This is a genomic window from Pseudomonas fluorescens (assembly GCF_001902145.1).
GTDB classification, from domain to species: Bacteria; Pseudomonadota; Gammaproteobacteria; order Pseudomonadales; family Pseudomonadaceae; genus Aquipseudomonas; species Aquipseudomonas fluorescens_BV.
On sequence record NZ_MRST01000016.1, the window covers coordinates 33,075 to 57,379 of the forward strand.

A 24,305-nucleotide genomic window follows, 5' to 3' on the forward strand; every position below is an offset into this window, starting at 1 on the left:
CCTCGCTAGCTGACTAGCGGGGACGCCTTTTTTGTTTGCGCACGATTTGTCGAGCCATTGCGGAGAACGACATGAAAAAACTCAAACTGGTGATGATCGGCAACGGCATGGCCGGGGTTCGCACCCTTGAAGAACTGCTCAAGCTGAGCGATGAGCTGTACGACATCACCGTGTTCGGCGCCGAGCCTCACACCAACTACAACCGCATCCTGCTGTCGCCGGTACTGGCCGGTGAGCAAACCTTCGAAGAGATCGTGCTCAACGACCTGGATTGGTACCTGGATAACAACGTCAAGTTGCTGCTCAACCGCAAGGTGGTGCAGATCGACCGGGTCAAGCGCAAAGTCGTCGCCGAAGACGGCACCGAGGCCGAATATGACCGCCTGCTGATCGCCACCGGGTCCACACCATTTATCCTGCCAATTCCCGGCAACACGTTGCAGGGCGTGATTGGTTACCGCGACATTGCCGACACCCAGGCGATGATCGACACCGCCAAGACCCACAAGCATGCGGTGGTGATCGGCGGCGGCCTGCTCGGCCTGGAAGCGGCCAACGGCCTGATGCTGCGCGGCATGCACGTGACGGTAGTGCATATCGGCGAATGGCTGCTGGAACGGCAACTGGACAAGACCAGCGGCCAATTGCTGCAAACGGAACTGGAAAGCCGCGGCCTGGTGTTCCGCCTGTGCGAGCAGACCCAGGCACTGCACGATGCCGGCAATGGCCGCGTCGGCTCGGTGCAGTTCAAGAACGGCGACATCATCCCCGCCGACCTGGTGGTGATGGCTGCCGGCATCCGCCCCAACACCGAACTCGCGGAAAAGTCCGGCATCCCCTGCAACCGTGGGATCCTGGTCAACGACACGATGCAAACCTACGACCCGCGCATCTACGCGATCGGTGAATGCGCCAGCCATCGCGGCATCGCCTATGGCCTGGTGGCGCCCTTGTTCGAACAGGCCAAGGTCTGCGCCAACCACCTGGCCCAATTGGGTTTTGCCACTTACAAGGGCTCGGTGACCTCGACCAAGCTGAAAGTCACCGGCATCGACCTGTTCTCCGCCGGCGACTTCATGGGTGGCGAAGGCACCGAGACCATCACCCTCTCCGACCCGATTGGTGGCGTGTACAAGAAGCTGGTGATCAAGGACGACATCCTGGTCGGCGCCTGTCTGTACGGCGATACCGCCGATGGCGGCTGGTATTTCCGCCAGATCCGTGAGAACCACGCCATCGGTGAAATCCGCGATCATCTGATGTTCGGTGAAAATGCACTCGGCGATGTCGGCCACCAAGGCCAGGACAAAGCCATGAGCATGGCCGATAACGCCGAAGTCTGCGGCTGCAATGGCGTGTGCAAGGGCACCATCGTCAAGGCGATCCAGGAACAAGGGTTGTTCAGTGTCGATGAGGTGAAAAAACACACCAAGGCCGCCAGTTCCTGCGGCTCCTGTGCCGGGCTGGTCGAGCAGATCCTGATCAACACCGTGGGCGGCGCTGCCGACGTCAAACCTAAAAGCGAAAAAGCCATCTGCGGCTGCAGCGACCTTAACCACGGGCAAATCCGCCAGGCCATCCGCGAGCAGCACCTGCTGACCATCGACAGCACCCTGCGTTACCTGAACTGGCGCACCCCCAATGGCTGCGCCACCTGCCGCCCGGCCCTCAACTATTACCTGATCTCCACCTGGCCCGGCGAAGCCAAGGACGACCCGCAATCGCGGCTGATCAACGAACGGGCCCACGCCAATATTCAAAAAGATGGCACCTACTCTGTGGTCCCACGGATGTGGGGCGGCGTGACCAATCCTTCGGAGCTGCGCCGCATCGCCGATGTGGCCGACAAGTACAACGTGCCGATGGTCAAGGTCACCGGCGGCCAGCGCATTGACTTGCTCGGTATCAAGAAGCAGGACTTGCCAGGGGTATGGAAGGACCTGGATATGCCGTCCGGGCATGCCTACGGCAAGTCAATCCGCACCGTGAAAACCTGCGTGGGCAGCGAGTTCTGCCGGTTCGGCACGCAGAACTCCACGCAACTGGGCATCGAGCTGGAGCATGACCTGTTCAACATGTGGTCACCCCACAAGGTCAAGTTGGCGGTCTCCGGTTGTCCACGCAACTGCTCGGAAGCGGGCATCAAGGATGTGGGCATTATCGGTGTCGACTCGGGCTGGGAGATGTACATCGGTGGCAACGGCGGGATCAAGACTGAAGTCGCGGAGTTCTTCGTCAAGTTGAAAACCGCTGAAGAAGTGCGTGAGTACAACGGCGCGTTCCTGCAGCTGTACCGCGAAGAAGCCTTCTACCTGGAGCGCACCGTGCACTACCTGCAGCGGGTGGGCATGGAACATATCAAGAAGGCCGTGCTGGAAGACCCGGCCCGCCGCCAGGCTCTCAACGAGCGTTTGCAGTTCTCGCTGTCATTCGAGCAGGACCCGTGGAAGGAGCGCCTGGAACAGCCGCTGCTGAAAAAGGAATTCGACGTGATCCCCGTCAAACAACTGGAGGTCTCGCTATGAACTGGCTGGATATCTGCGCCCTCGATGAAATCAACGCCCTGGGCTCGCGCATCATCAGCGGGCCCAAAGGTGACATCGCGATTTTTCGCACCAGTGACGATGAAGTCTTTGCCCTCGACGATCGCTGCCCGCACAAGGGCGGGCCATTGTCCCAAGGCTTGATCTACGGCAAGCGCGTGGCCTGCCCATTGCACAATTGGCAGATCGACCTTGAGTCCGGCCAAGCCCAGGCCCCGGATATCGGCTGTGCCCACCATCACCAGGCCCGGGTCGAAAACGGCCGGGTGATGCTGGCCCTGCGGGACGCGGGTTGATGAACCGCCAGACCACCGCGTCCACCTGCTGTTATTGCGGGGTGGGCTGCGGCGTGCTGATCGAGCATGACGGCGAACAGATCCTGGGAGTGCAAGGCGACCCCAGCCATCCGGCCAACTTCGGCAAGTTGTGCAGCAAAGGCGCGAGCCTGCACCTGACTGGCGATTTGAGCGCCCGTGCTCTTTACCCGCAATTGCGCTTGGGCAAAGAACTGGCGCGCACCCGCACTGACTGGGACACCGCCCTGGACCACGCGGCCAACGTGTTCGCCGATACCATTGCCGAACACGGGCCCGACAGTGTGGCGTTCTATATCTCCGGGCAACTGCTGACCGAGGATTACTACAGCTTCAACAAGTTGGCCCGGGCGCTGGTGGGCACCAACAATATCGACAGCAACTCTAGGCTGTGCATGTCATCGGCGGTGGTCGGCTACAAGCGCAGCCTGGGCGCCGATGCGCCGCCGTGCAGCTATGAAGACCTGGAAAACAGCGACTGCGTGATGATCGTCGGCAGCAACATGGCCTACGCCCACCCGGTATTGTTCCGACGCCTGGAGCAAGCCAAGGCGCAACGCCCGCAGATGAAAGTGCTGGTGATTGACCCTCGGCGTACTGACACCTGCGACTTGGCCGACCTGCACTTGGCCATCTTGCCGGGAACGGATGTGGCGTTGTTCCACGGGATTTTGCATTTGCTGCTGTGGGAGGACTGGATCGACCGCGCGTTTATCCAGGCCCACACCGACGGCTTGGCCGAACTCAAGCGCCTGGTGCATGACTACACGCCGCAGATGGTCACGCAGCTGTGCGGCATCAGCGTCGAACAGTTGCGCCTGTGCGCGCAGTGGGTCGGCACCTCCAGCAGCTTTTTGTCGCTGTGGTGCATGGGGCTTAACCAATCCACCGCCGGCAGCGCCAAAAACAGCGCGTTGATCAACCTGCATTTAGCCACGGGGACCATTGGCCGGCCGGGCTGCGGGCCGTTTTCCCTGACCGGCCAACCGAACGCCATGGGTGGGCGCGAAACCGGCAGCCTGTCCAACTTGCTGCCAGGCCACCGAGAAGCGGCCAACCCTGAACACCGCGCTGAAGTGGCGGCCTATTGGGGCGTGAAGCAACTGCCGGCGACCACCGGCCTTACCGCCATCGAACTGTTTGAACAGGTGCAGGCTGGCAAGATCAAGGCGTTGTGGATCGCCTGTACCAACCCTGCCCAATCGCTGCCCGACCAGAACGCGGTGCGCGCCGCTTTGGCAGCGTGCCCGTTCGTGGTGTTGCAGGAAGCGTTTCGTACCACCGAAACTGCCGCCTATGCCGACCTGCTACTGCCCGCCGCCAGTTGGGGTGAAAAAGACGGTACGGTGACCAACTCCGAGCGGCGTATTTCCCACGTGCGCCGCGCCATCAACCCACCGGGTGAAGCACGCGCGGATTGGGCGATCACGGTGGATTTCGCACAGCGCCTGGAGCGTCGTCTGCGTCCGGGGTTGCCTAGCCTGTTCGCCTTTGAGCAAGCGGCGCAGCTGTTTGATGAATTCAAACCTCTGACCCAAGGCCGTGACCTGGACATGTCCGGCATCAGCCACGCCCTGCTCGACCAACTCGGCCCGCAACAGTGGCCGTTTCCCGAGGGTGCGCAAGCGGGTACGTCGCGCTTGTACACCGACGGCATTTTCCCTACTGACACGGGCCGGGCGCAGTTTGTCGCCGAGCCTTATCGCGCCGCCAAGGAACAGCGCGATGCGCGATTCCCGTTGACCCTGATCACCGGTCGCCTGCGTGATCAATGGCACGGCATGAGCCGCACTGGCACCGCCGCGCAGTTGTTCGGGCACGTCAGTGAGGCGCTGTTGAGCCTGCATCCGGATGAGCTACGCCGCCACCGCTTCAAAGAGGGTGACTTGGTCAGCCTGAAAAGCCGTCGCGGCAGCGTGATCGTCGCCGTGGGCAGCGATGACAGTGTGCGCCCCGGCCAAGCGTTTCTGCCCATGCACTGGGGCGACCGCTTTCTCAAGGGCGGCGTTAATACTCTCACTCAACCTGCGTTCGACCCTTTGTCCAAGCAGCCGGAGCTCAAGCACAGCGGCGTGCGTCTGGAAGCAGTGCAACTGCCATGGCAGCTGTTTGCGCTGATCGAAGGCGATGTGCAGCAGCACTTCGAAGCCCTGCGCCCATTGTGTGAAACCTTTGCCTACGTCAGCCTGAGCCTGGCTGGCCGTGAACGCCCCGCGCTGCTGGTGCGCGCCGCGCATACCGAGGCGCCCGACCTGCAACTGTTGACCCGTATCGACCAACTGCTGGGCCTCAACGACGGCCCGGTAATGGCCTATGACGACCCGCGCCGCTCAATCGGCAAGCGCGTAAAAATCGAGAAAGGTCGCATCACCGCCCTGCGCCTGGCCGGCGAAACCCTGGCCCGTCACTGGCTGCAAAGCCTCTGGCTGGAAGGCCGGGCCGACGAGCAACTGCGGCGCTGGTTACTGGCGCCATTGAGCGCGCCGCCGGGCGGTACAACGGCCAGCAACAAGATTGTGTGCAACTGCAAGAACGTCAGCGAAAACGCCGTGTGTGCCGGTATCGGCAGCGGCCTGGACCTGGATGGCCTCAAACAGGCCCTGGGCTGCGGCACCCAATGCGGCTCCTGCGTGCCGGAAATCAAACGTCTTTTGGCCAGCAACCCGCAGCCAATCGCCATCAGTGTGTAAGGGGAACAACATGAGCGCAAAAGTGTGGCTGGTAGGCGCAGGACCGGGAGACCCGGAGTTGCTGACCCTGAAAGCGGTCCGGGCTCTGCAGGCAGCGGACGTCGTGCTGATTGATGATCTGGTCAACCCGACAGTACTGGAACACTGCACCAGCGCTCGGGTAATTACCGTCGGCAAGCGCGGAGGATGTCGCTCTACCCCGCAGGATTTTATTCACCGCCTGATGTTGCGTTATGCACGCCAGGGCAAGTGCGTAGTACGCCTTAAAGGCGGTGACCCGTGTATTTTTGGCCGCGGTGGCGAGGAGGCAACCTGGCTGCGCGAGCGTGGAGTCGAGGTGGAATTGGTCAATGGCATCACCTCAGGGCTGGCCGGGGCGACCCAGTGTGACATCCCTTTGACCTTGCGCGGGGTAAGCCGTGGAGTGACCTTGGTCACGGCGCATACCCAGGATGACAGTAGCTTGAACTGGCGTGCGCTGGCGGAGGGTGGAACCACGCTGGTGGTGTATATGGGCGTGGCCAAGCTGGATGAAATCCGCGAACAGCTGCTCAACGGCGGCATGGCTGCGGATATGCCGGTGGCAATGATCGAAAACGCTTCATTGCCCCAGCAACGGGAATGCCGCAGCTCCCTGGCAGCCATGCATGAAGCTGCAAAAGCCTTTGCGCTGAAGAGCCCGGCCATCCTGGTGATTGGCCAGGTTGCCGGCGCCGCACAGATGGCTAGCATAGCTGCCGCGGCAAGCGCCTGAGGCAAATCGCAGGCGAAAAAAAGCCCGGCCTGAGCCGGGCTTTTCTTTACTCAGTAATTACTGAGCTTGAGCTTCAACCGACGCTTCTACGCGACGGTTAACAGCGCGACCAGCTTCAGTTGCGTTGTCAGCAACTGGGCGGGATTCGCCGTAACCTACAGCAGTTACACGGCTAGGAGCAACGCCGTCTTTAACCAGGACTTGCTTGACAGCGTCAGCACGACGCTGGGACAGCTTCTGGTTGTAAGCGTCTGGACCTACGGAGTCAGTGTGACCAGCAACTTCTACGTTGGTAGCTGGGTACTGAGCCATGAAGTCGGCCAGGTTTTTAACGTCGCCGTAGCTGTTAGGCTTAACAACGGCCTTGTCGAAGTCGAACTTAACGTCCAGCTCAACACGAACAACCTGAGCAACCGGAGCTTCTGGCTCTGGAACTGGCTCTGGAGCTGGTGCTGGGGTAGGAGCTGGAGCAGCTGCGCCAGCGTTACCGCCGAAGTTCACGCCCAGGCCAACCAGTGCGGAGTAGTCCCACTTGCCGTTGTCCAGACCGTAGTCAGCTTCAACACCAGCACGAGCGTACAGGTTGTTGGTGAAGTAGTACTTCACGCCGGTACCGATGGTAGCGAAAGTGGTCTGGTCGCGACCGCTGTGGCCGTCAGCCTGAACGTTGGTACGGCTCTGGTGGCCGAAACCGCCTTCAACGTATGGACGCAGGCTATCAACGCCAGCCTGACCGAAGTGGTACTGAGCAACGAGGCTGCCAGTGTCACCTTTGATCTTCTGGTTGCCAGTGCCGTCGTTCGAACGGGTGTGGTTGGTCTTGTCGTACGACAGATTCAACGACAGATCGTCGGTCAGGAAGTAACCAATGCGAGCGCCTGGGTTGAAGCCGTCTTCGATGTGCTTGACGCTATCGTTGTACTGCTTCTTGTAGAACAGCTCGCCTTCAACTGCGCCTTGGCCTTGTGCCAGAACGCCGAAAGAAGTAGCGGCAATAAGAGAACCAATGGCCAAGCCCAAGGTGTTTTTCAGTTTCATCCGTTAAATCCCCATCTGGTGATTGTAAAGCAGTCCCACAAACCGGGGGACAACTCGGCGACAAGTCTAACAGAACTTGCCTACACGTAAGAGATATTTGCTACGCACTAAGTTTCAGTCTCGCCCGCAAATTTCTCACGTAATTTATCAAGAGCACGTTTGTACCGCATCTTTGTAGCACTCAAACCCATATGCATGATGTCAGCGATTTCTTGAAATTCCAGCTCTGCGACGAATCGAAGCACCAAAATTTCACGGTCAATCGGGTTCACATGCACCAACCAGCGATCAAGTCCGCCCTTCTCCTCGGGTGCCGGCGCCTTCTCTTCAGACGCCTCCTCAAGGGGGTCCAGACTCAAAGCGTCCATCAAGCGACGCTTTCGCCGTTCCTTCCGATACTGCGTGATGCACTCGTTGTACGTGATGCTGTACAGCCAGGTCTTGAACTTCGATTTGCCCTCGAAGTTCTTCAGGCCGTATAGCACCTTGAGCATCACTTCCTGACAGACATCATCCGCATCTCTATCGTTCCCTAAATACCTTGAACAAACGTTGAACAGAGTGCGTTGATACCTGCGCATCAATTCTTCGTACGCGCGTGTTACGTGAAACAGCTCCGTGTGCGCGCGCGCGACCAACTCCTCATCAGAGAGCTCACGGGGGTCATAGCGCGTGGACAGCGTTTGGGCTTTATTCAAAACAAGTCGTGCCGACAGTCAGGTCAATGTCCGCTGCAACCCGGTCACCCGGGTTTGCGGCGGCGTACATTAGCAGGATTTGCCGGATTAGCGGCTACTGACCTGCTGCTCCAGGAGAATCCGGTTGGACAGCGACACCAGTTCCCCGTCATCGGTCAGCACGGTCGTCTTGACTGTGCCGATCTCCTCGATTTGCCCTTCGACCTCGCCCACACGCACCTGTTGCCCAACTTGATACAGCTCACGCACATAGATTCCCGCAAGAATCTGACCGGCAATTTCCCGGCTTCCCAACCCCATCGCCAGCGCAACTGCCAGACCAACGGTAATCAAAACAATCACAATCACGTGGTTGAGCAGGTCAGTCTTGACCTCCAACTGGCTGATCGCGACAGAAATACTGATGATGATCACCAGTCCCTGGGCGATTCGCCCCAGGCCTGCCGCGTAGTCCAACCCCACGCCTTCGGCGGCCCCGCGCACCAGCCCGTTGGCCAGTTGCGCGAGTAAAACCCCCACCAGCAGCACCAGCGCACCGCCGAAAACTTTCGGCAAATACAGTGCCAGCATGTCGAGCGTAGCTGAAACTCGCTCAAGTCCAAGGGACTGCGCTGCAGAAACCAGAAAAATAAGTAGAACGAACCAATAGACGATCTTGCCGATCAGGGTCGAAATCGGTACTTGCAACCCCGCACGGCCGAGCAACTTGGTCAGGCCAGTGCCGGCCATCAGGCGATCGAGCCCCAGTTTGGCGAGCAATTTGGACAGCAGGGTATCGAGCAGCTTGGCCACGACAAAACCCAGCAATACCAGGACCAGGGCACCAAACAGGTTGGGAATGAAATTCGCCACCTTGGTCCACAATGCGGTCATCGCGGTGACCAGGCTCTGGGTCCAGAGATCAAGTTCCATATTCAATCAGCCTTATCAGCAGTGCTAGCAAGAGGTTTACGACGGGAAACCGGTGTCACATGGGCCGAACCATTGTTCAGGGCCATCATCAACGCCGGCAACCAACGCCCGAGCAGACCGAACAGGTCACCCGCCCCTACCTGACGGTTGGCGGTTTTCAGTACGCGGCCCAGGCAGGCATCGTCATCACGGTTGGATGGCGAAGCATTGAGCATGTCACGCAAAGACTGTTCGAACGGATCGTGCATAGAGACCTCTCGCAAGTGATTTAAAAGACGAGGGTAAAATTCATCGGGTCACATCGGCCCTTTCTTACGTTCAGGTCATATTCAGCTCAAACCCAGCGCAATCGTCGAAATAGCCACCATTGGCCCAGTGCCACAGACACCATCAACAGGCACGCAACCATAAATCCGTAGGGGCTGTCGGAGAACGGGATGCCGCCCACATTTATACCGAGCAAGCCGGTGAGAAAACTCATCGGCAAGAAGATCCCGGTGATGATCCCGAAGCGGTACATAGTGCGGCTCATGCGCAGGCTCAGGCGTCGGTCTTCGGCCTCAAGCACAAGCCCCACGCGCTCTCTAGCCAATTCAAGCTCTTCCAGGTAACGGGTCAGGCTGTTGTGCAACTCATTCCAATAGTCGGCATCGTCGTCGCAGAACCACGCCAATTTAATGCGCGTCAGTTGGGCAAAAATATCCCGTTGGGGTGCCAGGAAACGCTTGAGCCCGGCCGCCCTTCGACGGATCTGCAGAACGCTGCCGTGCTCCGGAGTATACCGTTCGTCGGCATCGAGTTTTTCTTCCTCGGAATCGACGATTTCCGATAAGCCGGCGACCAGATCCTGCACTCTATTGGTCAGGTACTGGGCCATATAAAGGATGAGTTCAGACGCAGTCCTGGGGCCTTTGCCGTCTGCCAGTTGCACCAGCAACTCATCGGTGGCGCGCAATGGGCGCAAACGCAGGGAGATCACACGGTTGGCGGCGGCGAAGATGCGCACCGACACCATGTCTTCCGGCTCCGCGCCGGGGTTGAGGTTGATCCCGCGCAGAAACAACAGCAATTCGGCATCCGGCAACGGCAACAACCGTGGACGGGTGTTTTCCTCCAGCAGCAGGTCACAGGCAAACTCGCTCAGGCCACTGGCTTTGCGCAGCCAGGTCTGGGTTTGAGGATGGCTGCGATCCCAGTGCAGCCACAGGCTTTCCTGGGGCTGCAACTGCAAATCGTCGAGCTCAGTCCGGGCAATCGAACGCGCACCGCCTTTACCGTCCAGCACCAGGGCATGCACCAGCCCCCATTGCGCGTTTTCTTCTTCGAACATCCTCACCCCGATCGGTTGCGGCAGTTTATTCAGGCATTTTCAGCGGGCTGGGTGACACGATCACCCCGTTGTTATCGGCATAAATGTACTCACCGGGGCGGAACGTCACGCCTGCGAATGTCACAGGGACGTTCAGGTCGCCAAGGCCGCGCTTGTCGGTTTTTTTCGGGTGAGAAGCCAGGGCCTGCACGCCCAGGTCGGTCTGGGCGATGACGTCGACATCACGGATGCACCCGTAGATCACCAGCCCTTCCCAGCCATTTTTCGCGGCTTTCTCGGCAATCATGTCACCCAGCAACGCGCAGCGCAGGGAACCACCACCGTCGACCACCAGCACTTTGCCAGCACCCGGCAGGTCAGCCTGCGCCTTGACCAGGGAGTTATCCTCGAAGCACTTGAGGGTGACAATCTCGCCGCCAAAGGAGTCTCGGCCACCGAAGTTGCTGAACATCGGCTCCACTACCTGCACCAGCTCCGGGTAGGCGTCACACAGGTCGGGGGTCACGTAATGGTTCATCGAGAAACTCCTGTCATCAAAGAAGAGGTCGAACATCCACGGTGTACATCAAGAAAACGCCCCGCGACAGGCATTCTTTAAGCGCCTGCGGGTGGGCCGCGGCCATGATCAAACCACGATCAGCGCAACGCAATACACGTTGAGCGACTGAATATGACCAGAACCGCGTGGCGCGTCATATCTTAGCCGCAACCATTCAAGAGTGAAACGCCCTTGGTAGCGCGTTTCGTCAAACCGCTGCGGACACCTCGGGCTGCGTACCGAATAAGGGTGTCAGCGGGTCGTTCAACCAACGCTCGACCAAAGGCCACACTTCGGCCTGGGCGGCTTTGCTGACCAGCATCTGCACATGGCCGAAATCCTCGCTGAAACCTTGCTGACGTCCCAGGCACAGGTATTGGCGATGCTCGCTGCCCACTTGCTCGAAGAGCTTGTGGCAGGCCCAGTCCGGGTCTTGCCGGTCGCCCGCTGCGCTCACCGCCAACAGCGGCACATCGACCTGCGCCAAGCCTTTCCACCAGTCATGCTCGGCATCGCCAAACCGGCCGAACAGGCCGTTCCAACGCATCGCTTCGATCATCACGCCGGCCGGTTCGTCCTCGGGCCCACGCTTGAAGCGCGGGCCCGACAGATGGGCAAGGCGCTTGAGGATAAAGCGACCGCCCCACTCCACCGGCGGTATTTTCAACGGCCAGTGGGTACGACTGACCTGGCAGCCGAACAACGCCACCGACGCCACCGCAGATGCATCCAAGTGCTGCCCACCCAAGGCCGCAGCCATGGTGGTGGCACCGAGGGAATGCCCGATCCAGTGCGGAATCTGCCCGCTTTGCTCACACACAAACGCCCCCACGGCCGGCAAATCGTAGCGCGCGTAATCGGCGACACGGTTTCTGGCGTAGTCGTGATTGCGCTTGGACAAACCATGGCCGCGCATTTCCGGGATCCACACATCAAATCCGCGACGCGCCAGGTAAGCCCCCAGGCCGATACCTTTTGGCGAATACCAGAAACGCCGATTGGAAAAACTGCCATGCAACAAAATAATCGGCGTGCCCCGGTTTTCCGGGACATCGGCCAGGCCCAAACGGGTAACCGCCAGCTCGACGGTGCCGTCTGGACTGTTACCGGGTTTGAGCCGGTAGACGTCTTCACTCAGGTCGCCGCGACGTTCAGCGCTGATCAGGGCGACAGGAAACAGATGGCTGCTGCTTTGCATAATGCTCTTGCACAAAAAAGGGCGGCGTCCGCAAGGATTCCCGCCCTGTACAGATAAGAATGCCGGTCACCCGCAACGAGTGACCGGCACTTTTGACCACGCGATCTTAGGCGGACGCTTGGCCTTCAGCCAGGAAGAACCAGGTTTCCAGCACGGAGTCGGGGTTCAACGAAACGCTCTCGATCCCCTGTTCCATCAGCCATTTGGCCAGGTCAGGGTGGTCCGAAGGGCCTTGGCCGCAGATACCGATGTACTTGCCAGCCTTGTTACAGGCCTGGATGGCGTTGGCCAACAGCTTCTTGACCGCAGGATTACGCTCGTCGAACAGGTGGGCGATGATCCCCGAATCGCGGTCCAGGCCCAGGGTCAACTGGGTCAGGTCGTTGGAGCCGATGGAGAAACCGTCGAAGAACTCCAGGAACTCTTCGGCCAGAATGGCGTTGGACGGCAATTCGCACATCATGATCACGCGCAGGCCGTTCTCGCCGCGGGTCAGGCCGTTTTCGGCCAACAGGTCCACCACCTGGCTCGCTTCGCCCAGGGTGCGCACGAACGGCACCATGATCTCGACGTTGGTCAGGCCCATCTCGTTGCGCACGCGCTTGAGCGCACGGCATTCGAGCTCGAAGCAGTCACGGAAGGCTTCGCTTATGTAACGCGAGGCGCCGCGGAAACCCAGCATCGGGTTTTCTTCTTCCGGCTCGTAGAGCTTGCCGCCGATCAGGTTCGCGTATTCATTGGACTTGAAGTCCGACAGGCGCACGATGACCTTTTTCGGGTAGAACGCCGCAGCCAGGGTGCTGATGCCTTCGACCAGTTTCTCGACGTAGAAACCGACCGGGTCGTTGTAGCCGGCGATGCGCTTGTCGACGCTTTCCTTGATGTCCAGCGGCAGGCCGTCATAGTTCAGCAGTGCCTTGGGGTGCACACCGATCATGCGGTTGATGATGAATTCCAGGCGGGCCAGGCCCACACCGGCATTCGGCAACTGCGCGAAATCAAAGGCGCGGTCCGGGTTGCCGACGTTCATCATGATCTTGAACGGCAGGTCGGGCATGGCGTCGATGGAGTTTTGCTTGATATCGAAGCCCAGCTCACCTTCGAAGATAAAGCCGGTATCGCCTTCGGCGCAGGAAACGGTCACGCCCTGGCCATCCTTGAGCAGTTGGGTGGCGTTGCCGCAACCCACGACTGCCGGAATCCCCAGTTCTCGGGCAATGATTGCCGCGTGGCAGGTACGCCCGCCACGGTTGGTGACAATGGCACTGGCGCGCTTCATCACCGGTTCCCAGTCCGGGTCGGTCATGTCGGAAACCAGTACGTCACCCGGCTGGACCTTGTCCATCTCGGACACGTCCTTGATGATCCGCACCTTGCCTGCGCCAATGCGCTGGCCAATGGCACGGCCTTCCACCAGCACGGTGCCGGTTTCCTTGAGCAGGTAGCGCTCCATGACGTTGGCCGAAGTGCGGCTTTTCACGGTTTCGGGGCGCGCCTGCACGATGTACAGCTTGCCGTCGTCACCGTCCTTGGCCCACTCGATGTCCATCGGGCACTTGTAGTGCTTTTCGATGATCATCGCTTGTTTGGCCAACTCGCTGACTTCCGCGTCGGTGAGGCAGAAACGCGCACGCTCGGCCTTGTCGACTTCAACGGTTTTCACCGAGCGACCGGCCTTGGCCTCGTCGCCGTAGATCATCTTGATAGCCTTGCTGCCCAGGTTACGGCGCAGGATGGCCGGGCGACCCGCTTCGAGGGTGCCTTTGTGTACGTAGAATTCGTCCGGGTTGACCGCGCCTTGTACGACGGTTTCGCCCAGGCCGTAGGCGCCGGTGATAAACACCACGTCACGGAAACCGGATTCGGTATCCAGGGTGAACATCACGCCGGCAGTGCCGGTTTCCGAACGCACCATGCGCTGCACGCCGGCAGACAGGGCCACCAGCTTGTGGTCGAAACCCTGGTGCACGCGGTATGAAATCGCACGGTCGTTAAAGAGCGAGGCAAACACTTCCTTGGCTGCGCGGATCACGTTTTCGACGCCGCGAATGTTGAGGAAGGTTTCCTGCTGGCCGGCAAAGGAGGCGTCCGGCAGGTCTTCGGCGGTGGCCGAGGAACGCACGGCAACAGCCATGTCCGGGTTACCGGCCGACAGGGTGGCGAAGGCGGTGCGAATTTCTTCGTTGAGCTTCTCGGGGAACTCGGCTTCCATGATCCACTGGCGGATCTGGGCGCCGGTCTTGGCCAGGGCGTTGACGTCATCGACGTCCAGGGCGTCCAGCGCGGCGTGGATCTGGGCGTTGAGGCCGCTCAGCTCGAGGAAGTCGCGGTAAGCCTGGGCCGTGGTGGCGAAACCACCGGGCACCGAGACACCAGCGCCTGCAAGATTACTGATCATCTCGCCGAGGGATGCGTTCTTGCCCCCCACATGCTCTACATCATGGACGCCGAGCTTATCGAGGGAAACTACGTACTCTACCAAGGTGATCTCTCCACTTTCTGTGTTGGAAAAGCTCAGGACGCGGGTTGCTCAGTAGGAGCTAACGCCAGCGCTTGTGGCCTGGACCTGGAAAATAAGTGAGAATGCGGCCCACTGCGGGACGGCAAAATCGCGCCTATCATATCCAAGATTCGCCATCAGCTTAAGGCCCAGGGCTCAAATGAAACGATCTGCTTTCTTTATTTCCGACGGCACCGGCATCACAGCCGAAACATTGGGCCAGAGCCTGCTCGCGCAGTTCGAAAACATTACCTTCGCCAAATTCACCCGGCCTTATATAGACAGCGTGGATAAAGCGCGGGCCATGGTACAACAAATCAATCTGGCGGCTGAAAAAGACGGTTTTCGCCCGATCATTTTCGACACCATCGTCAATCAAGACATTCGTGAGATTCTCGCAACGTCGAATGGTTTCATGATCGACATTTTCTCGACCTTCCTGGCGCCGCTGGAACAGGAGTTGAGTGAACACTCCTCCTATTCCGTCGGAAAGTCCCATTCCATCGGGCATAACTCCAACTATATGGAGCGTATCGAGGCGGTGAACTTCGCCCTCGATAACGACGACGGCGCCCGCACCCACTACTACGACAAGGCCGACCTGATCCTGGTGGGCGTATCGCGTTGCGGCAAGACCCCGACCTGCCTGTACATGGCGATGCAATTCGGTATTCGTGCGGCCAACTACCCGCTGACCGAAGACGACATGGAACACCTGACCCTGCCCGCCGCTTTGCGCGCGCATTCACACAAGCTGTTCGGCCTGACCATCGACCCGGACCGGCTGACCGCCATCCGCAACGAACGCAAGCCCAACAGCCGCTATTCGAGCTATGCCCAGTGCGAATTCGAAGTGCGTGAAGTAGAAAATCTGTTCCGCCGGGAGAATATTGCGCACATCAATTCCACGCATTTTTCGGTGGAAGAGATTTCGGCGAAGATTCTGGTGGAGAAGGGTGTGGAGCGCAGATTCAAATAGTTGTATTGCCTGAACTGGCGCTTTCGCGAGCAAGCCCGCTCCCACAGTTTGACCCTGTTCCAAAGAGGGAACTCGGTCCAATGTGGGAGCGGGCTTGCTCGCGAAGAACGATGACGCGGTCTCACAGATGAAACCGCCCGCCCCCCTGCCCCAACGCCGTCGCCAGCGCATCAAACCCCTCGCGCAGTAACTGATCATCGCCCGACGTGTTGCAGATACTCGCCCGAATAAACTGCGGCACCGCCGTCTGCCCCACGGCAAATGCTTCAGCGGTGGCGATCAGGTAATTGTTCTGCTTGAGCTCCGCCTCGATTTCCGAGGCACGCCAGGGTTCCGGCACCTCGATCCAGAAGTGCGGGCTATTGAGGTGGGTGCGGTAGGCCAGGCCGTTCAATAAATCTTCGACCAGCGTCTTGCGACGGCTGATCTCGTTGATCTGCTGACGCAACAAATATTCCGCCGTGCCGTTTTCAATCCACTGGGTCGCCAGTTCCAGGGTCACAGGTGTGGCCATCCAGCAGGTCGAACGTAGCGCCGCCGAGATACGGCTGACCAGCGCCGGCGGCGCATGCACGTAGCCCACCCGCAAACCTGCCGACACCGCTTTGCTCAGGCTGCTGATCAAGATCGTACGCTCGGGCGCGAAATAGCTGAGGGGCGGCGGACGGTCCTCCACCAGCACGCCGTGGGCTTCGTCCTCCAGAATCAGCAGGTTATGTTCGCGACACACCCTTGCCAAGGCTTCGCGGCGCGCAACCGACAACACTGCGGTCGTCGGATTCTGGATAGTCGGCGTGCAATACAACGCCGAAATCCGGTGATTGCGACAGACCTCATCCAGCGCCGTGGGCAGCACACCTTCCTCGTCCATCTCCAGGCCGATCAGCCGCACCCCCAGCATGCGCGCAGCAGTAATCAGCCCGGGGTAAGTCAACTGCTCGGTGACCACCGTATCGCCAGCGCGCAGCAACGCCATCATCGCGCACAGCAAGCCGTGCTGGCCGCCGTTGACGCAGATGACCTGCTCGGGGATCGGATGAAACTCGCGCTGCACCAGCCATTGCGCGCCTGCTTCCCGGTAGCGCGGCAGGCCAGCGTCCGGGGTGTAGGCGCTGATGTCCTGGAGGAACTTGGCGTTGGTCGACAGGGTTTGGAAGCTCTGGGCGAGAAACACCGTCTCTTGCCCGGGAATGTGCATGTTGCGGCTCATGTCGAAATACTGGCGCGGCTCCTCGCTGAAATTACGGAAACCTTCATCACGCTGGCGCTCCATCCCACGCTTGCGCACGAAGGTGCCGTCACCTACCCGCGCAACCACCAGGCCCAGGCGTTCCAGCTCACCGTAAGCCCGGCTGATGGTGCCGATGGTCACGCCTAAATTGTCGGAAAGCACCCGATGGGGCGGCAGTTTTCGTCCCGGTTCAATCAAGCCTTCGAGGATGCCCCGTTCCATCACATCGGACAGGCGCTTGTACTTCACGCCCTGCCCGTTGGACAAGCCCTCACGCATAATTGACACCATGTCAATATTTGTTTTGACAGCCATCTTTCGCCCTAATAGTGTGCTTTTACGGGTTCAATCGCCGATAAACATAACTCATTACAAGTTCAATATAGAGTTCAATTCCGGCTCAGGGAAGCAATAAACGATGCCAATGTCCGCCGTTATCGAAAACACTGCAAAAACAAAAACGCAAAAACAGTGGCTCGCCGGGCTGGTGACCAGCGTGATGTTCCTTATCGTGTGCCTGAGTTGGGGCACTACCTGGCTGGGCATCAAGATCGCCGTCGAGAGCGTGCCGCCGCTGACATCCGCCGGCCTGCGCTTTCTGATCGCGTTTCCGCTGTTCCTGTGTTTTGCCATGGTGCGCCGTGAGCCGATCCTGTTTCCCCGGGAAAGCCGCTGGTTCTTCGTATTCGTGACCCTGTCCTACTTCAGCGTTCCCTACTATTTGCTCAACTACGGCGAAATGCATGTGTCGTCGGGCCTCACCGCCCTGCTGTTCAGCTGCATGCCGGTGTTCATCCTGATCTTCTCCGCGCTGTTCCTGCGCGAGCGCATCTATTTTTCCCAGGTGGTCGGCATCGGCATCGGTTTCGGCAGCCTCTACATGATCATCAGGAGCCAGGGCCTGCACCTGGACCACGCCGAGTTCTTCGGGGTACTGGCCATTCTCAGCGCCGCGATCATGCATGCCTTGTGCTATGTGATCACCAAGCAAAAAGGCAGCGCCATCAGCGTCATTACCTACAACACCCTGCCCATCGGCATTGCCGGATTGATGCTGTTCCTGGCCGGCCTGTGGTTTGAAACACCGACGTTCGACGACATCACCCTGCGCTCCTGGAGCGCGCTGTTCTACCTGGGGCTGGTGGCCTCGGTGGGCGGGTTCATTGTGTATTTCATGCTGCTCAAGCGCCTGAGCCCGATCATCCTGTCGTTCGTCTTCATCATCTTCCCGGTGTTCGCAGTCATCATCGGTGCCTGGTACGAAGGCGTGGAAATTTCCCGCGACCTGATGCTGTACTCGGCGATCCTGCTGGCCGGCTTTGCGATCACCAAATTGCCGATCGAAAAACTCATGGCCAAGAAAAAGTGACCCTCAACCAACGCGAGAGAAACATGGACGTCCTCCGCCCCACCGCCCTGGAACAGATCTACGCCCACGCTAGCCGCAGCTACCCCGAGGAGTGCTGTGGTTTCGTCTTCGCCGACGGCAGCGTGTACCTGGGCCGCAATATCCAGAATGAGCTGCACCGCAAGAACCCCGAGATGTACCCACGCAGCGCGGCCAATGGCTACACCTTTTCGGTGGCCGACACCCTGCTGATGAACAAGGCGTTTCGCAGTGACAACCCGGTGGTGGTGATCTACCACTCACACCCGGATGTCGGCGCCTATTTCAGTGACGAAGACCAGGACAAGGCACTGTTCCTGGGCGAGCCGATCTTCCCCGTCAGCTACCTGGTGGTGGATGTCCGCCAGGGCCAGGCCCTGGGCTCCAAGCTGTTTGCCTGGGATGGCAAGCATTTCTCCCCTCAACCTTTCAACGACCTGCACACGGAGTTGACCATGAACGCTGTCTCTTTCCCCGACATTCTGGTTCGCGTGGCCAAGCTGCCGGGATCGACCCTCGAGGGCGCCGGATCGACATTGCGCGAAGTCATTGAAAACCTCTGCACCAATCACCCCCAATTGCGTCAGCACCTGTTCCATGAAAAGAACAACCAGCTCAAGGAACACTTCCTGTTTACCGCCGAGGAGGCGCTGATCGAAGCCGATGAAGCCCTGCCGCCGAAATCCCGGATCGAAGTGTTGCTCGCCACCTCAGGCGGCATGGACATCAACACCCTGAGCAACGAAGAAGTGCAGCGCTACGTGCGCCACATCACCCTGCCGGGCGTCGGCCGCGAAGGCCAATTGAACCTGAAGAAAGCCAAGGTGCTGGTCATCGGTACCGGCGGGCTGGGCTCGCCCATCAGCCTGTACCTCGCCGCGGCCGGCATCGGCACCCTGGGGCTGGTGGACTTTGATGTGGTGGAAAGCAGCAACCTGCAACGCCAGATTGTGCATGGCAACAGCACCCTGGGCATGCCCAAGGTCGAGTCCGCCAAGCAGCGTCTGCTGGACCTCAATCCGCATATCCAGATCAACGCGTACAACACCGCGCTCAACAGCGACAACGCCTTGGCACTGGTGGGCGCCTATGACCTGGTGATAGACGGCACCGACAATTTCGACACCCGCTACCTGGTCAACGACGCCTGTGTGCAGTTGGGCAAACCTTTGGTGTACGGCGCTATCTACCGTTTCGACGGGCAGATCAGCGTGCTCAACCATAAAGGTGGGCCGTGCTATCGCTGCCTGTTCCCCAAGGCCCCGCCCGCTGAGCTGGCGCCCAATTGCAGCGCGGGCGGTGTGATCGGCGTGTTGCCGGGCGTGGTCGGTATGATCCAGGCCACCGAGGCGATCAAATTGCTGATCGGCATTGGCGAACCCCTGTCCGGCCGCTTGATGCGCTTCGACGCGCTGGCGATGAAGTTCAGCGAGATCCGCTTCAAGCGCCGCGCCGACTGCCCCTGCTGCTCGGACCTGCGCCATAGCGAAACCGTCGCGTCGGCCACCTGCGCCGATGCCGTACCGAGCCAGCCCTCCCTGGCCGCGGAACGCTACATCAAGCCCCAGGTGCTCAAGCAAGTGCTCGAACACCCCAGCAGCGCCGATGTCTTGCTGGACGTGCGTGACGCCAGCGAACTGGAGGTATGCAAATTACCGGGCGTGGTGCATATCCCGCTGGCGGAACTGGATGGGCAGCTCGCCAGCCTGAGCCGCGACAACACCCACTACCTGATCTGCTACGCAGGCACCCGCGCCGAGCAAGCCGCCAGCACGCTATTGGCAGCCGGCTTTGCCAACACCAAGGTCCTGCAGGGCGGCATGAAACATTGGGTTCGCGACGTCGAACCTGACATGCCGTTGTACTGAGAGTGGGGGCCTGCTGATGCTGCATAACTCCATTCTCGATGTCATCGGCCAAACGCCGATCGTGCGTCTGGCCCAGTTTTCCGAAGACCTCGGCATCGAGGTCTACGCCAAGCTGGAGTCTCTCAACCCCGGCGGCAGCCACAAGGCGCGCATTGCCCTGGGCATGATCCTGGATGCCGAGCGCCGCGGCGTGCTGATCCGTGATTCCGGGCAGACCATCATCGAACCCAGTGGCGGCAACACCGGCATTGGCCTGGTGATGGCCGGCAATGTGCTGGGCTACAAAGTGGTACTGGTGATCCCTGACAACTACAGCCCGGAAAAACAGAAGCTGCTGCGCCTGTACGGCGCCAGGGTAGTGCTGTCCGACAGCCGCCTGGGCAATAACTCCCACGGCGAGAAGTGCATGGAGCTGCAGTTGGAGAACCCCAACTACGTGATGCTCAACCAGCAACGCAATGGCGCCAACCCCCAAACCCACCGCGACACCACCGCCCCGGAAATCCTTCGCGCCTTCGGTGAACAGCGCGTGGACTACTTCGTCAGCGGCATTGGCACCGGGGGACACATCACCGGTATCGGCGAAACCCTCAAGGCCGCCTGGCCCGCGCTGCGAGTGATGGGCGTAGAACCGGAAGAATGCGACCTGCTCAAAGACCGACACGCGGCGCACGGGATCCAGGGCCTGTCGATCGGGCTGATCCCCAGCATCCTGAACCTGGACGTGATCGACGGCATGCTCAAGGTGTCGCACGCCGATTGCCTGGACATGATCAAGCGCATCATGCGCACCGATGCCATCAGCCTGGGGCTGTCTTCGGCCGCCAACATGGTTGCCATCGCCCAACTCGCCCCCGAACTGCCGCCTGAAACGGTGGTGCTGACCATGGTCTACGACAATGCCGACAGCTACCTGCCCAGTTTCGAATAACGGGGCTTCCAACCATTCAACATACGGGGGTGTCTCCATGGGGGGCTTTATCGACATGCAACAGCTGCACGATGAGTTGCTCACCCACCTCATCACCACCCTGACGCCCAGACAGATGAAGCAGCTAGAGCCGCACCTGGCGCCGTTGATCCAGAACGCCGCCCAGGCGGTGGCCGAGGACCTGATTGCCTATGCCTATCGCGACCCCGCGTCCCGTGGGCGCGGTGAGTTGATCCTGGAATCCTACGCCTCGTTCAAGGCCGTGCTGTTCTACCGCCTTGCGCATCTGGTGTGGCATTTCCAGTCCGCTGACCACGGCGAGTTTTCGCGCATGGCCCTCAAGCTGAGTAACCAGGGCAAGATCCTCTCCGGCGCCGAGATTCACCCGGCAGCTCGCATCGGCCGGCGCTTTGTGCTGGACCATGGCTACGGCACGGTCATCGGCGAGACCTGCGTGATCGGCAACGACTGCTACATCCTCTGCGGCGTGACCCTGGGTGCGCGCGGTATTGCCAACAACCCGGACGGCAAACGCCACCCGTGCCTGGGCAACAACGTCGAAGTCGGCGCCGGCGCCCGGGTGCTTGGCTACGTGTCGATCGGCGATAACGTATTTATCAGCCCCTCCTGTGTGATTACCCAGGACGTGCCGGCAGGTACCAAGGTCAAGGTGGTCAACCAGATCCAACTGCAGAAAAACGATGAATCGGACCACACCAACTACCTCGGCGCCTTTGCCCTGGATGAGCGCTTGCACGTGGTGGGCGAAGTGAGTGCCGGCCATAAGGTCACCGTGCTGGACGCCGACTTTCATCCGCTGCAAGGGTTGATGCTTGAACCCACGGTGAAAGAGCGGCACCACTTGCAGTTTCGCCTGCGTCGCCTCGACAACGGCGAACAACTGCCACGCCTGCCGCTGAACCTGAAGGTGTGCGGGCCGGAATTTGAAATCACCCTGCTCTCCCCCCCTGGCTTGAGCGCGCTGGTGCGCCACCTCTTGCAGGCCAGCCCATTGATCGTCGGAGGTTGAACATGTCCGTGCATACCATGGAAACCCTGGCGCTGTTCGACAGCGCGCCCTACCAGAACGCATTCAGCGCCCGAGTGATTGCCGTCAGCGAACAGGGTATCGCCCTGGAGCACACCCTGTTCTACCCCACCGGCGGCGGGCAACCGGGCGATACCGGTCACCTCACTTTGGCCGATGGCACACGGGTGCAAGTGACCGGCACCGTGCGCGACCCAGTGTTGCGCTCGATCATCTGGCACCAGGTGGACCACTGCCCCGAACAGTTGGCCGCTGGCGTTCAGGTCGACGCCGGGCTGGATTGGGAGCGGCGCTACCAGCACATGAAGATGCACACTTGCCTGCACTTGCTGTGCTCCCTCATCGACGCGCCCGTGACCGGTTGCAGCATCAGCGCGGATAAAGGCCGCCTGGATTTCGACCTGCCGGAAATGACACTGGACAAAGACCGCCTCACCCAAGACCTCAACGCCCTTATCGAACAAGCCCACGCGGTCAAAACTCTGTCGATGCCGGCCACCGAGTACGCGACCCTGCTGCAGATCACCCGCACCCAGGCGGTTGCGCCGCCGGTGGTCTCGGGTTCGGTACGGGTGATTGAAATCCCCGGCATCGATATCCAGCCCTGCGGCGGTACCCATGTGCTCAATACCGAGGAAATCGGCCGGGTGTTCTGCGAGAAGATCGAGAAAAAAAGCAAGCACAACCGCCGGGTGATACTGCGGTTTGAACACGCTTGAGCCTGCGTCATTGCCTCTGTGTAGGAGCGAGCTTGCTCGCGAAAAACGTCAACGATAACGCGTGTTTCCTGAATAAGCGCGGCGCCTATGGGTTTTTCGCGAGCAAGCTCGCTCCTACAGTGACCGTGTAGTTTTTCAGATCGTGAACAGGTCCATGAAACGGTTCACAGGTGTCGCCTCAAGCCGCGCCTGGTCCTTGCACAGGGCAAAAATCTCAGCGCTGCGCTGCGCTGTGAACCGCGTGGCCAGGTTGGCCTTGAACTTGTCTTCCAGCAGTGGAATGCCGTCCACCCGACGACGACGATGGCCAATCGGGTACTCCACCACCACCTGCTCGGTGCAGGTGCCATCCGTGAAAAACACCTGCACCGCGTTGGCAATGGAGCGTTTGTCGGCCTCCAGGTATTCGCGGCTATAGCGCGGGTCTTCGACGATGACCATCTTGTTGCGCAGCTCATCGATGATCGAGTGGGCCGCGTGGAAATCATCTTCATACTGCTCGGCCACCAGGGTGCCGAACGCCAAGGGCACGGCGGTCATGTATTGCAGGCAGTGGTCGCGATCGGCGGCGTTGGCCAATGGGCCGACCTTGGAAATAATGCGAATCGCCGACTCGTGGGTAGTGATCACGATACGGTCGATTTCATGCAAACGATGCTTGACCTGCGGATGCAGGGCGACTGCCGCTTCACAGGCGGTTTGCGCGTGAAACTCGGCCGGGAAGCTGATCTTGAACAGCACGTTTTCCATCACATAGGTGCCGTAGGCTTGGGGCAGGCTGAAGGCTCGCTTGTCCTGGGGCTTGAGCGCCAGGTCCTTGTTGGTGTGGCTGAACAGCACGTCGTAGAAGCCCCATTGCGGCGCACTCAACACGCCGGGAATGCCCATTTCGCCACGCAGGGCGATGTCAGCCAGGCGCACGCCGCGGCTCGATGCATCGCCCGCCGCCCAGGATTTGCGCGAGCCGGCATTCGGTGCATGGCGATAGGTGCGCAGCGCCTGGCCATCGACAAAGGCGTGGGACAACGCCGATAGCAGCTGCTCGCGGCTGGCACCCATCAGCTTGGCGGTGACCGCCGTGGTAGCGACTTTCACCAGCAATACATGGTCGAGGCCTACACGGTTGAAAGAGTTTTCCAGGGCAATCACACCCTGGATCTCGTGGGCCATGATCATCGCCTCCAGCACCGCTCGCACGGTCAGCGGCGCATCGCCGTTGGCCAGGCGTTTTTGCGACAGGTGATCGGCCACGGCGAGGATGCCGCCAAGGTTGTCCGAAGGGTGGCCCCATTCGGCGGCGAGCCAGGTGTCGTTGTAGTCGAGCCAGCGCACGATGCAACCGATGTCCCAGGCGGCCTTGACCGGGTCCAGGCGAAACGAAGTGCCCGGCACCCGTGCGCCGAACGGCACCACAGTGCCCTCCACGATCGGCCCCAGGTGCTTGGTGCACTCGGGGAAGCGCAGGGCCAGCAGGCCACAGCCGAGGGTGTCCATCAGGCAGTTGCGGGCGGTATCCAGGGCATCCTGGGAGTCGATGCGGTAGTTGAGGACGTAGTCTGCGATGTCCTGCAAAACCTGGTCGTAGTCGGGACGGTTGTTCTGGTCGACGTTGGCGCTCATGGCAGTT

20 protein-coding genes are annotated in these 24,305 nt (G+C 60.1%); 10 read left to right on the forward strand and 10 right to left on the reverse strand.

Features of this window, described 5'->3' with window-relative positions; translation table 11 throughout:
• The first annotated feature begins 71 nt into the window (after nucleotides 1–71).
• From nirB to cobA, 4 genes are read left to right on the forward strand one after another with little or no spacing between them, the layout of a single operon-like run.
• Nucleotides 72–2,525 (forward strand): nitrite reductase large subunit NirB, encoded by a 2,454-nt coding sequence (nirB, locus tag BUE92_RS03485; RefSeq protein ID WP_073521943.1) that lies wholly within the window; start codon nucleotides 72–74, stop codon nucleotides 2,523–2,525.
• Complete coding sequence (gene nirD / locus BUE92_RS03490) at nucleotides 2,522–2,839, forward strand: nitrite reductase small subunit NirD (protein ID WP_003193279.1); 318 nt, start codon at nucleotides 2,522–2,524, stop codon at nucleotides 2,837–2,839. The genes nirB and nirD overlap by 4 nt, the downstream gene beginning before the upstream one ends.
• Nucleotides 2,839–5,547 (forward strand): nitrate reductase, encoded by a 2,709-nt coding sequence (locus BUE92_RS03495; protein WP_073521944.1) that lies wholly within the window; start codon nucleotides 2,839–2,841, stop codon nucleotides 5,545–5,547. Before nirD ends, BUE92_RS03495 begins: the two co-directional genes overlap by 1 nt.
• 10 nt (nucleotides 5,548–5,557) lie before the next feature.
• Entirely contained in the window at nucleotides 5,558–6,301 is a 744-nt protein-coding gene (gene cobA, locus BUE92_RS03500; protein WP_073521945.1) for a uroporphyrinogen-III C-methyltransferase, read from the forward strand.
• A 57-nt stretch (nucleotides 6,302–6,358) separates the two neighbouring features.
• Here cobA and BUE92_RS03505 read toward each other — a convergent pair whose 3' ends face one another.
• From BUE92_RS03505 to ppsA, 8 genes are all read right to left on the reverse strand, one after another.
• On the reverse strand, nucleotides 6,359–7,339 hold the full coding sequence (locus BUE92_RS03505; protein ID WP_034128361.1) for an OmpA family protein: 981 nt from the start codon (nucleotides 7,337–7,339) through the stop codon (nucleotides 6,359–6,361).
• Nucleotides 7,340–7,446: 107 nt separating this feature from the next.
• Nucleotides 7,447–8,037, reverse strand: a complete 591-nt coding sequence (sigX, locus tag BUE92_RS03510; RefSeq protein WP_034120675.1) for an RNA polymerase sigma factor SigX — start codon at nucleotides 8,035–8,037, stop codon at nucleotides 7,447–7,449.
• Nucleotides 8,038–8,124: 87 nt separating this feature from the next.
• On the reverse strand, nucleotides 8,125–8,949 hold the full coding sequence (locus BUE92_RS03515; protein WP_003193288.1) for a mechanosensitive ion channel family protein: 825 nt from the start codon (nucleotides 8,947–8,949) through the stop codon (nucleotides 8,125–8,127).
• 2 nt (nucleotides 8,950–8,951) lie between these two features.
• Nucleotides 8,952–9,197: a CrfX protein gene (locus BUE92_RS03520; RefSeq protein ID WP_073521946.1), complete on the reverse strand. Its 246-nt coding sequence runs from the start codon at nucleotides 9,195–9,197 to the stop codon at nucleotides 8,952–8,954.
• A gap of 86 nt (nucleotides 9,198–9,283) precedes the next feature.
• Nucleotides 9,284–10,279 carry a zinc transporter ZntB gene (locus BUE92_RS03525; RefSeq protein ID WP_073521947.1) on the reverse strand — a complete coding sequence of 332 codons (996 nt, stop codon included), beginning with the start codon at nucleotides 10,277–10,279 and terminating at the stop codon, nucleotides 9,284–9,286.
• Between the two features lie 25 nt (nucleotides 10,280–10,304).
• On the reverse strand, nucleotides 10,305–10,796 hold the full coding sequence (rraA, locus tag BUE92_RS03530; RefSeq protein WP_014719488.1) for a ribonuclease E activity regulator RraA: 492 nt from the start codon (nucleotides 10,794–10,796) through the stop codon (nucleotides 10,305–10,307).
• Nucleotides 10,797–11,025: 229 nt separating this feature from the next.
• Nucleotides 11,026–12,015, reverse strand: coding sequence for an alpha/beta fold hydrolase (locus BUE92_RS03535; RefSeq protein WP_073521948.1), 990 nt, complete (start codon nucleotides 12,013–12,015; stop codon nucleotides 11,026–11,028).
• 106 nt (nucleotides 12,016–12,121) lie between these two features.
• Complete coding sequence (ppsA, locus tag BUE92_RS03540) at nucleotides 12,122–14,497, reverse strand: phosphoenolpyruvate synthase (RefSeq protein ID WP_003193296.1); 2,376 nt, start codon at nucleotides 14,495–14,497, stop codon at nucleotides 12,122–12,124.
• Between the two features lie 178 nt (nucleotides 14,498–14,675).
• Here ppsA and ppsR point away from each other — a divergent pair, with 178 nt between their 5' ends.
• On the forward strand, nucleotides 14,676–15,494 hold the full coding sequence (gene ppsR, locus BUE92_RS03545; protein ID WP_003193298.1) for a posphoenolpyruvate synthetase regulatory kinase/phosphorylase PpsR: 819 nt from the start codon (nucleotides 14,676–14,678) through the stop codon (nucleotides 15,492–15,494).
• Nucleotides 15,495–15,615: 121 nt separating this feature from the next.
• Here ppsR and BUE92_RS03550 read toward each other — a convergent pair whose 3' ends face one another.
• Complete coding sequence (locus BUE92_RS03550; protein ID WP_073521949.1) at nucleotides 15,616–17,040, reverse strand: aminotransferase-like domain-containing protein; 1,425 nt, start codon at nucleotides 17,038–17,040, stop codon at nucleotides 15,616–15,618.
• Nucleotides 17,041–17,149: 109 nt separating this feature from the next.
• Here BUE92_RS03550 and BUE92_RS03555 point away from each other — a divergent pair, with 109 nt between their 5' ends.
• The 5 genes from BUE92_RS03555 to BUE92_RS03575 are packed head-to-tail and all read left to right on the forward strand — an operon-like array spanning nucleotide 17,150 to nucleotide 22,678.
• Entirely contained in the window at nucleotides 17,150–18,094 is a 945-nt protein-coding gene (locus tag BUE92_RS03555; RefSeq protein ID WP_073521950.1) for a DMT family transporter, read from the forward strand.
• 23 nt (nucleotides 18,095–18,117) lie between these two features.
• Nucleotides 18,118–19,980 carry a molybdopterin-synthase adenylyltransferase MoeB gene (gene moeB / locus BUE92_RS03560; RefSeq protein WP_073521951.1) on the forward strand — a complete coding sequence of 621 codons (1,863 nt, stop codon included), beginning with the start codon at nucleotides 18,118–18,120 and terminating at the stop codon, nucleotides 19,978–19,980.
• 16 nt (nucleotides 19,981–19,996) lie between these two features.
• Complete coding sequence (locus BUE92_RS03565) at nucleotides 19,997–20,911, forward strand: PLP-dependent cysteine synthase family protein (RefSeq protein WP_003193306.1); 915 nt, start codon at nucleotides 19,997–19,999, stop codon at nucleotides 20,909–20,911.
• A 37-nt stretch (nucleotides 20,912–20,948) separates the two neighbouring features.
• Nucleotides 20,949–21,941: a serine O-acetyltransferase gene (locus BUE92_RS03570; RefSeq protein WP_073521952.1), complete on the forward strand. Its 993-nt coding sequence runs from the start codon at nucleotides 20,949–20,951 to the stop codon at nucleotides 21,939–21,941.
• 2 nt (nucleotides 21,942–21,943) lie between these two features.
• A complete protein-coding gene (locus BUE92_RS03575; protein WP_073521953.1) occupies nucleotides 21,944–22,678 on the forward strand; it encodes an alanyl-tRNA editing protein in 735 nt (244 codons plus the stop codon).
• A 135-nt stretch (nucleotides 22,679–22,813) separates the two neighbouring features.
• On the opposite strand, the gene prpD is transcribed toward BUE92_RS03575, so the two are convergent.
• On the reverse strand, nucleotides 22,814–24,298 hold the full coding sequence (prpD, locus tag BUE92_RS03580; RefSeq protein ID WP_073521954.1) for a 2-methylcitrate dehydratase: 1,485 nt from the start codon (nucleotides 24,296–24,298) through the stop codon (nucleotides 22,814–22,816).
• Nucleotides 24,299–24,305 lie beyond the last annotated feature (7 nt).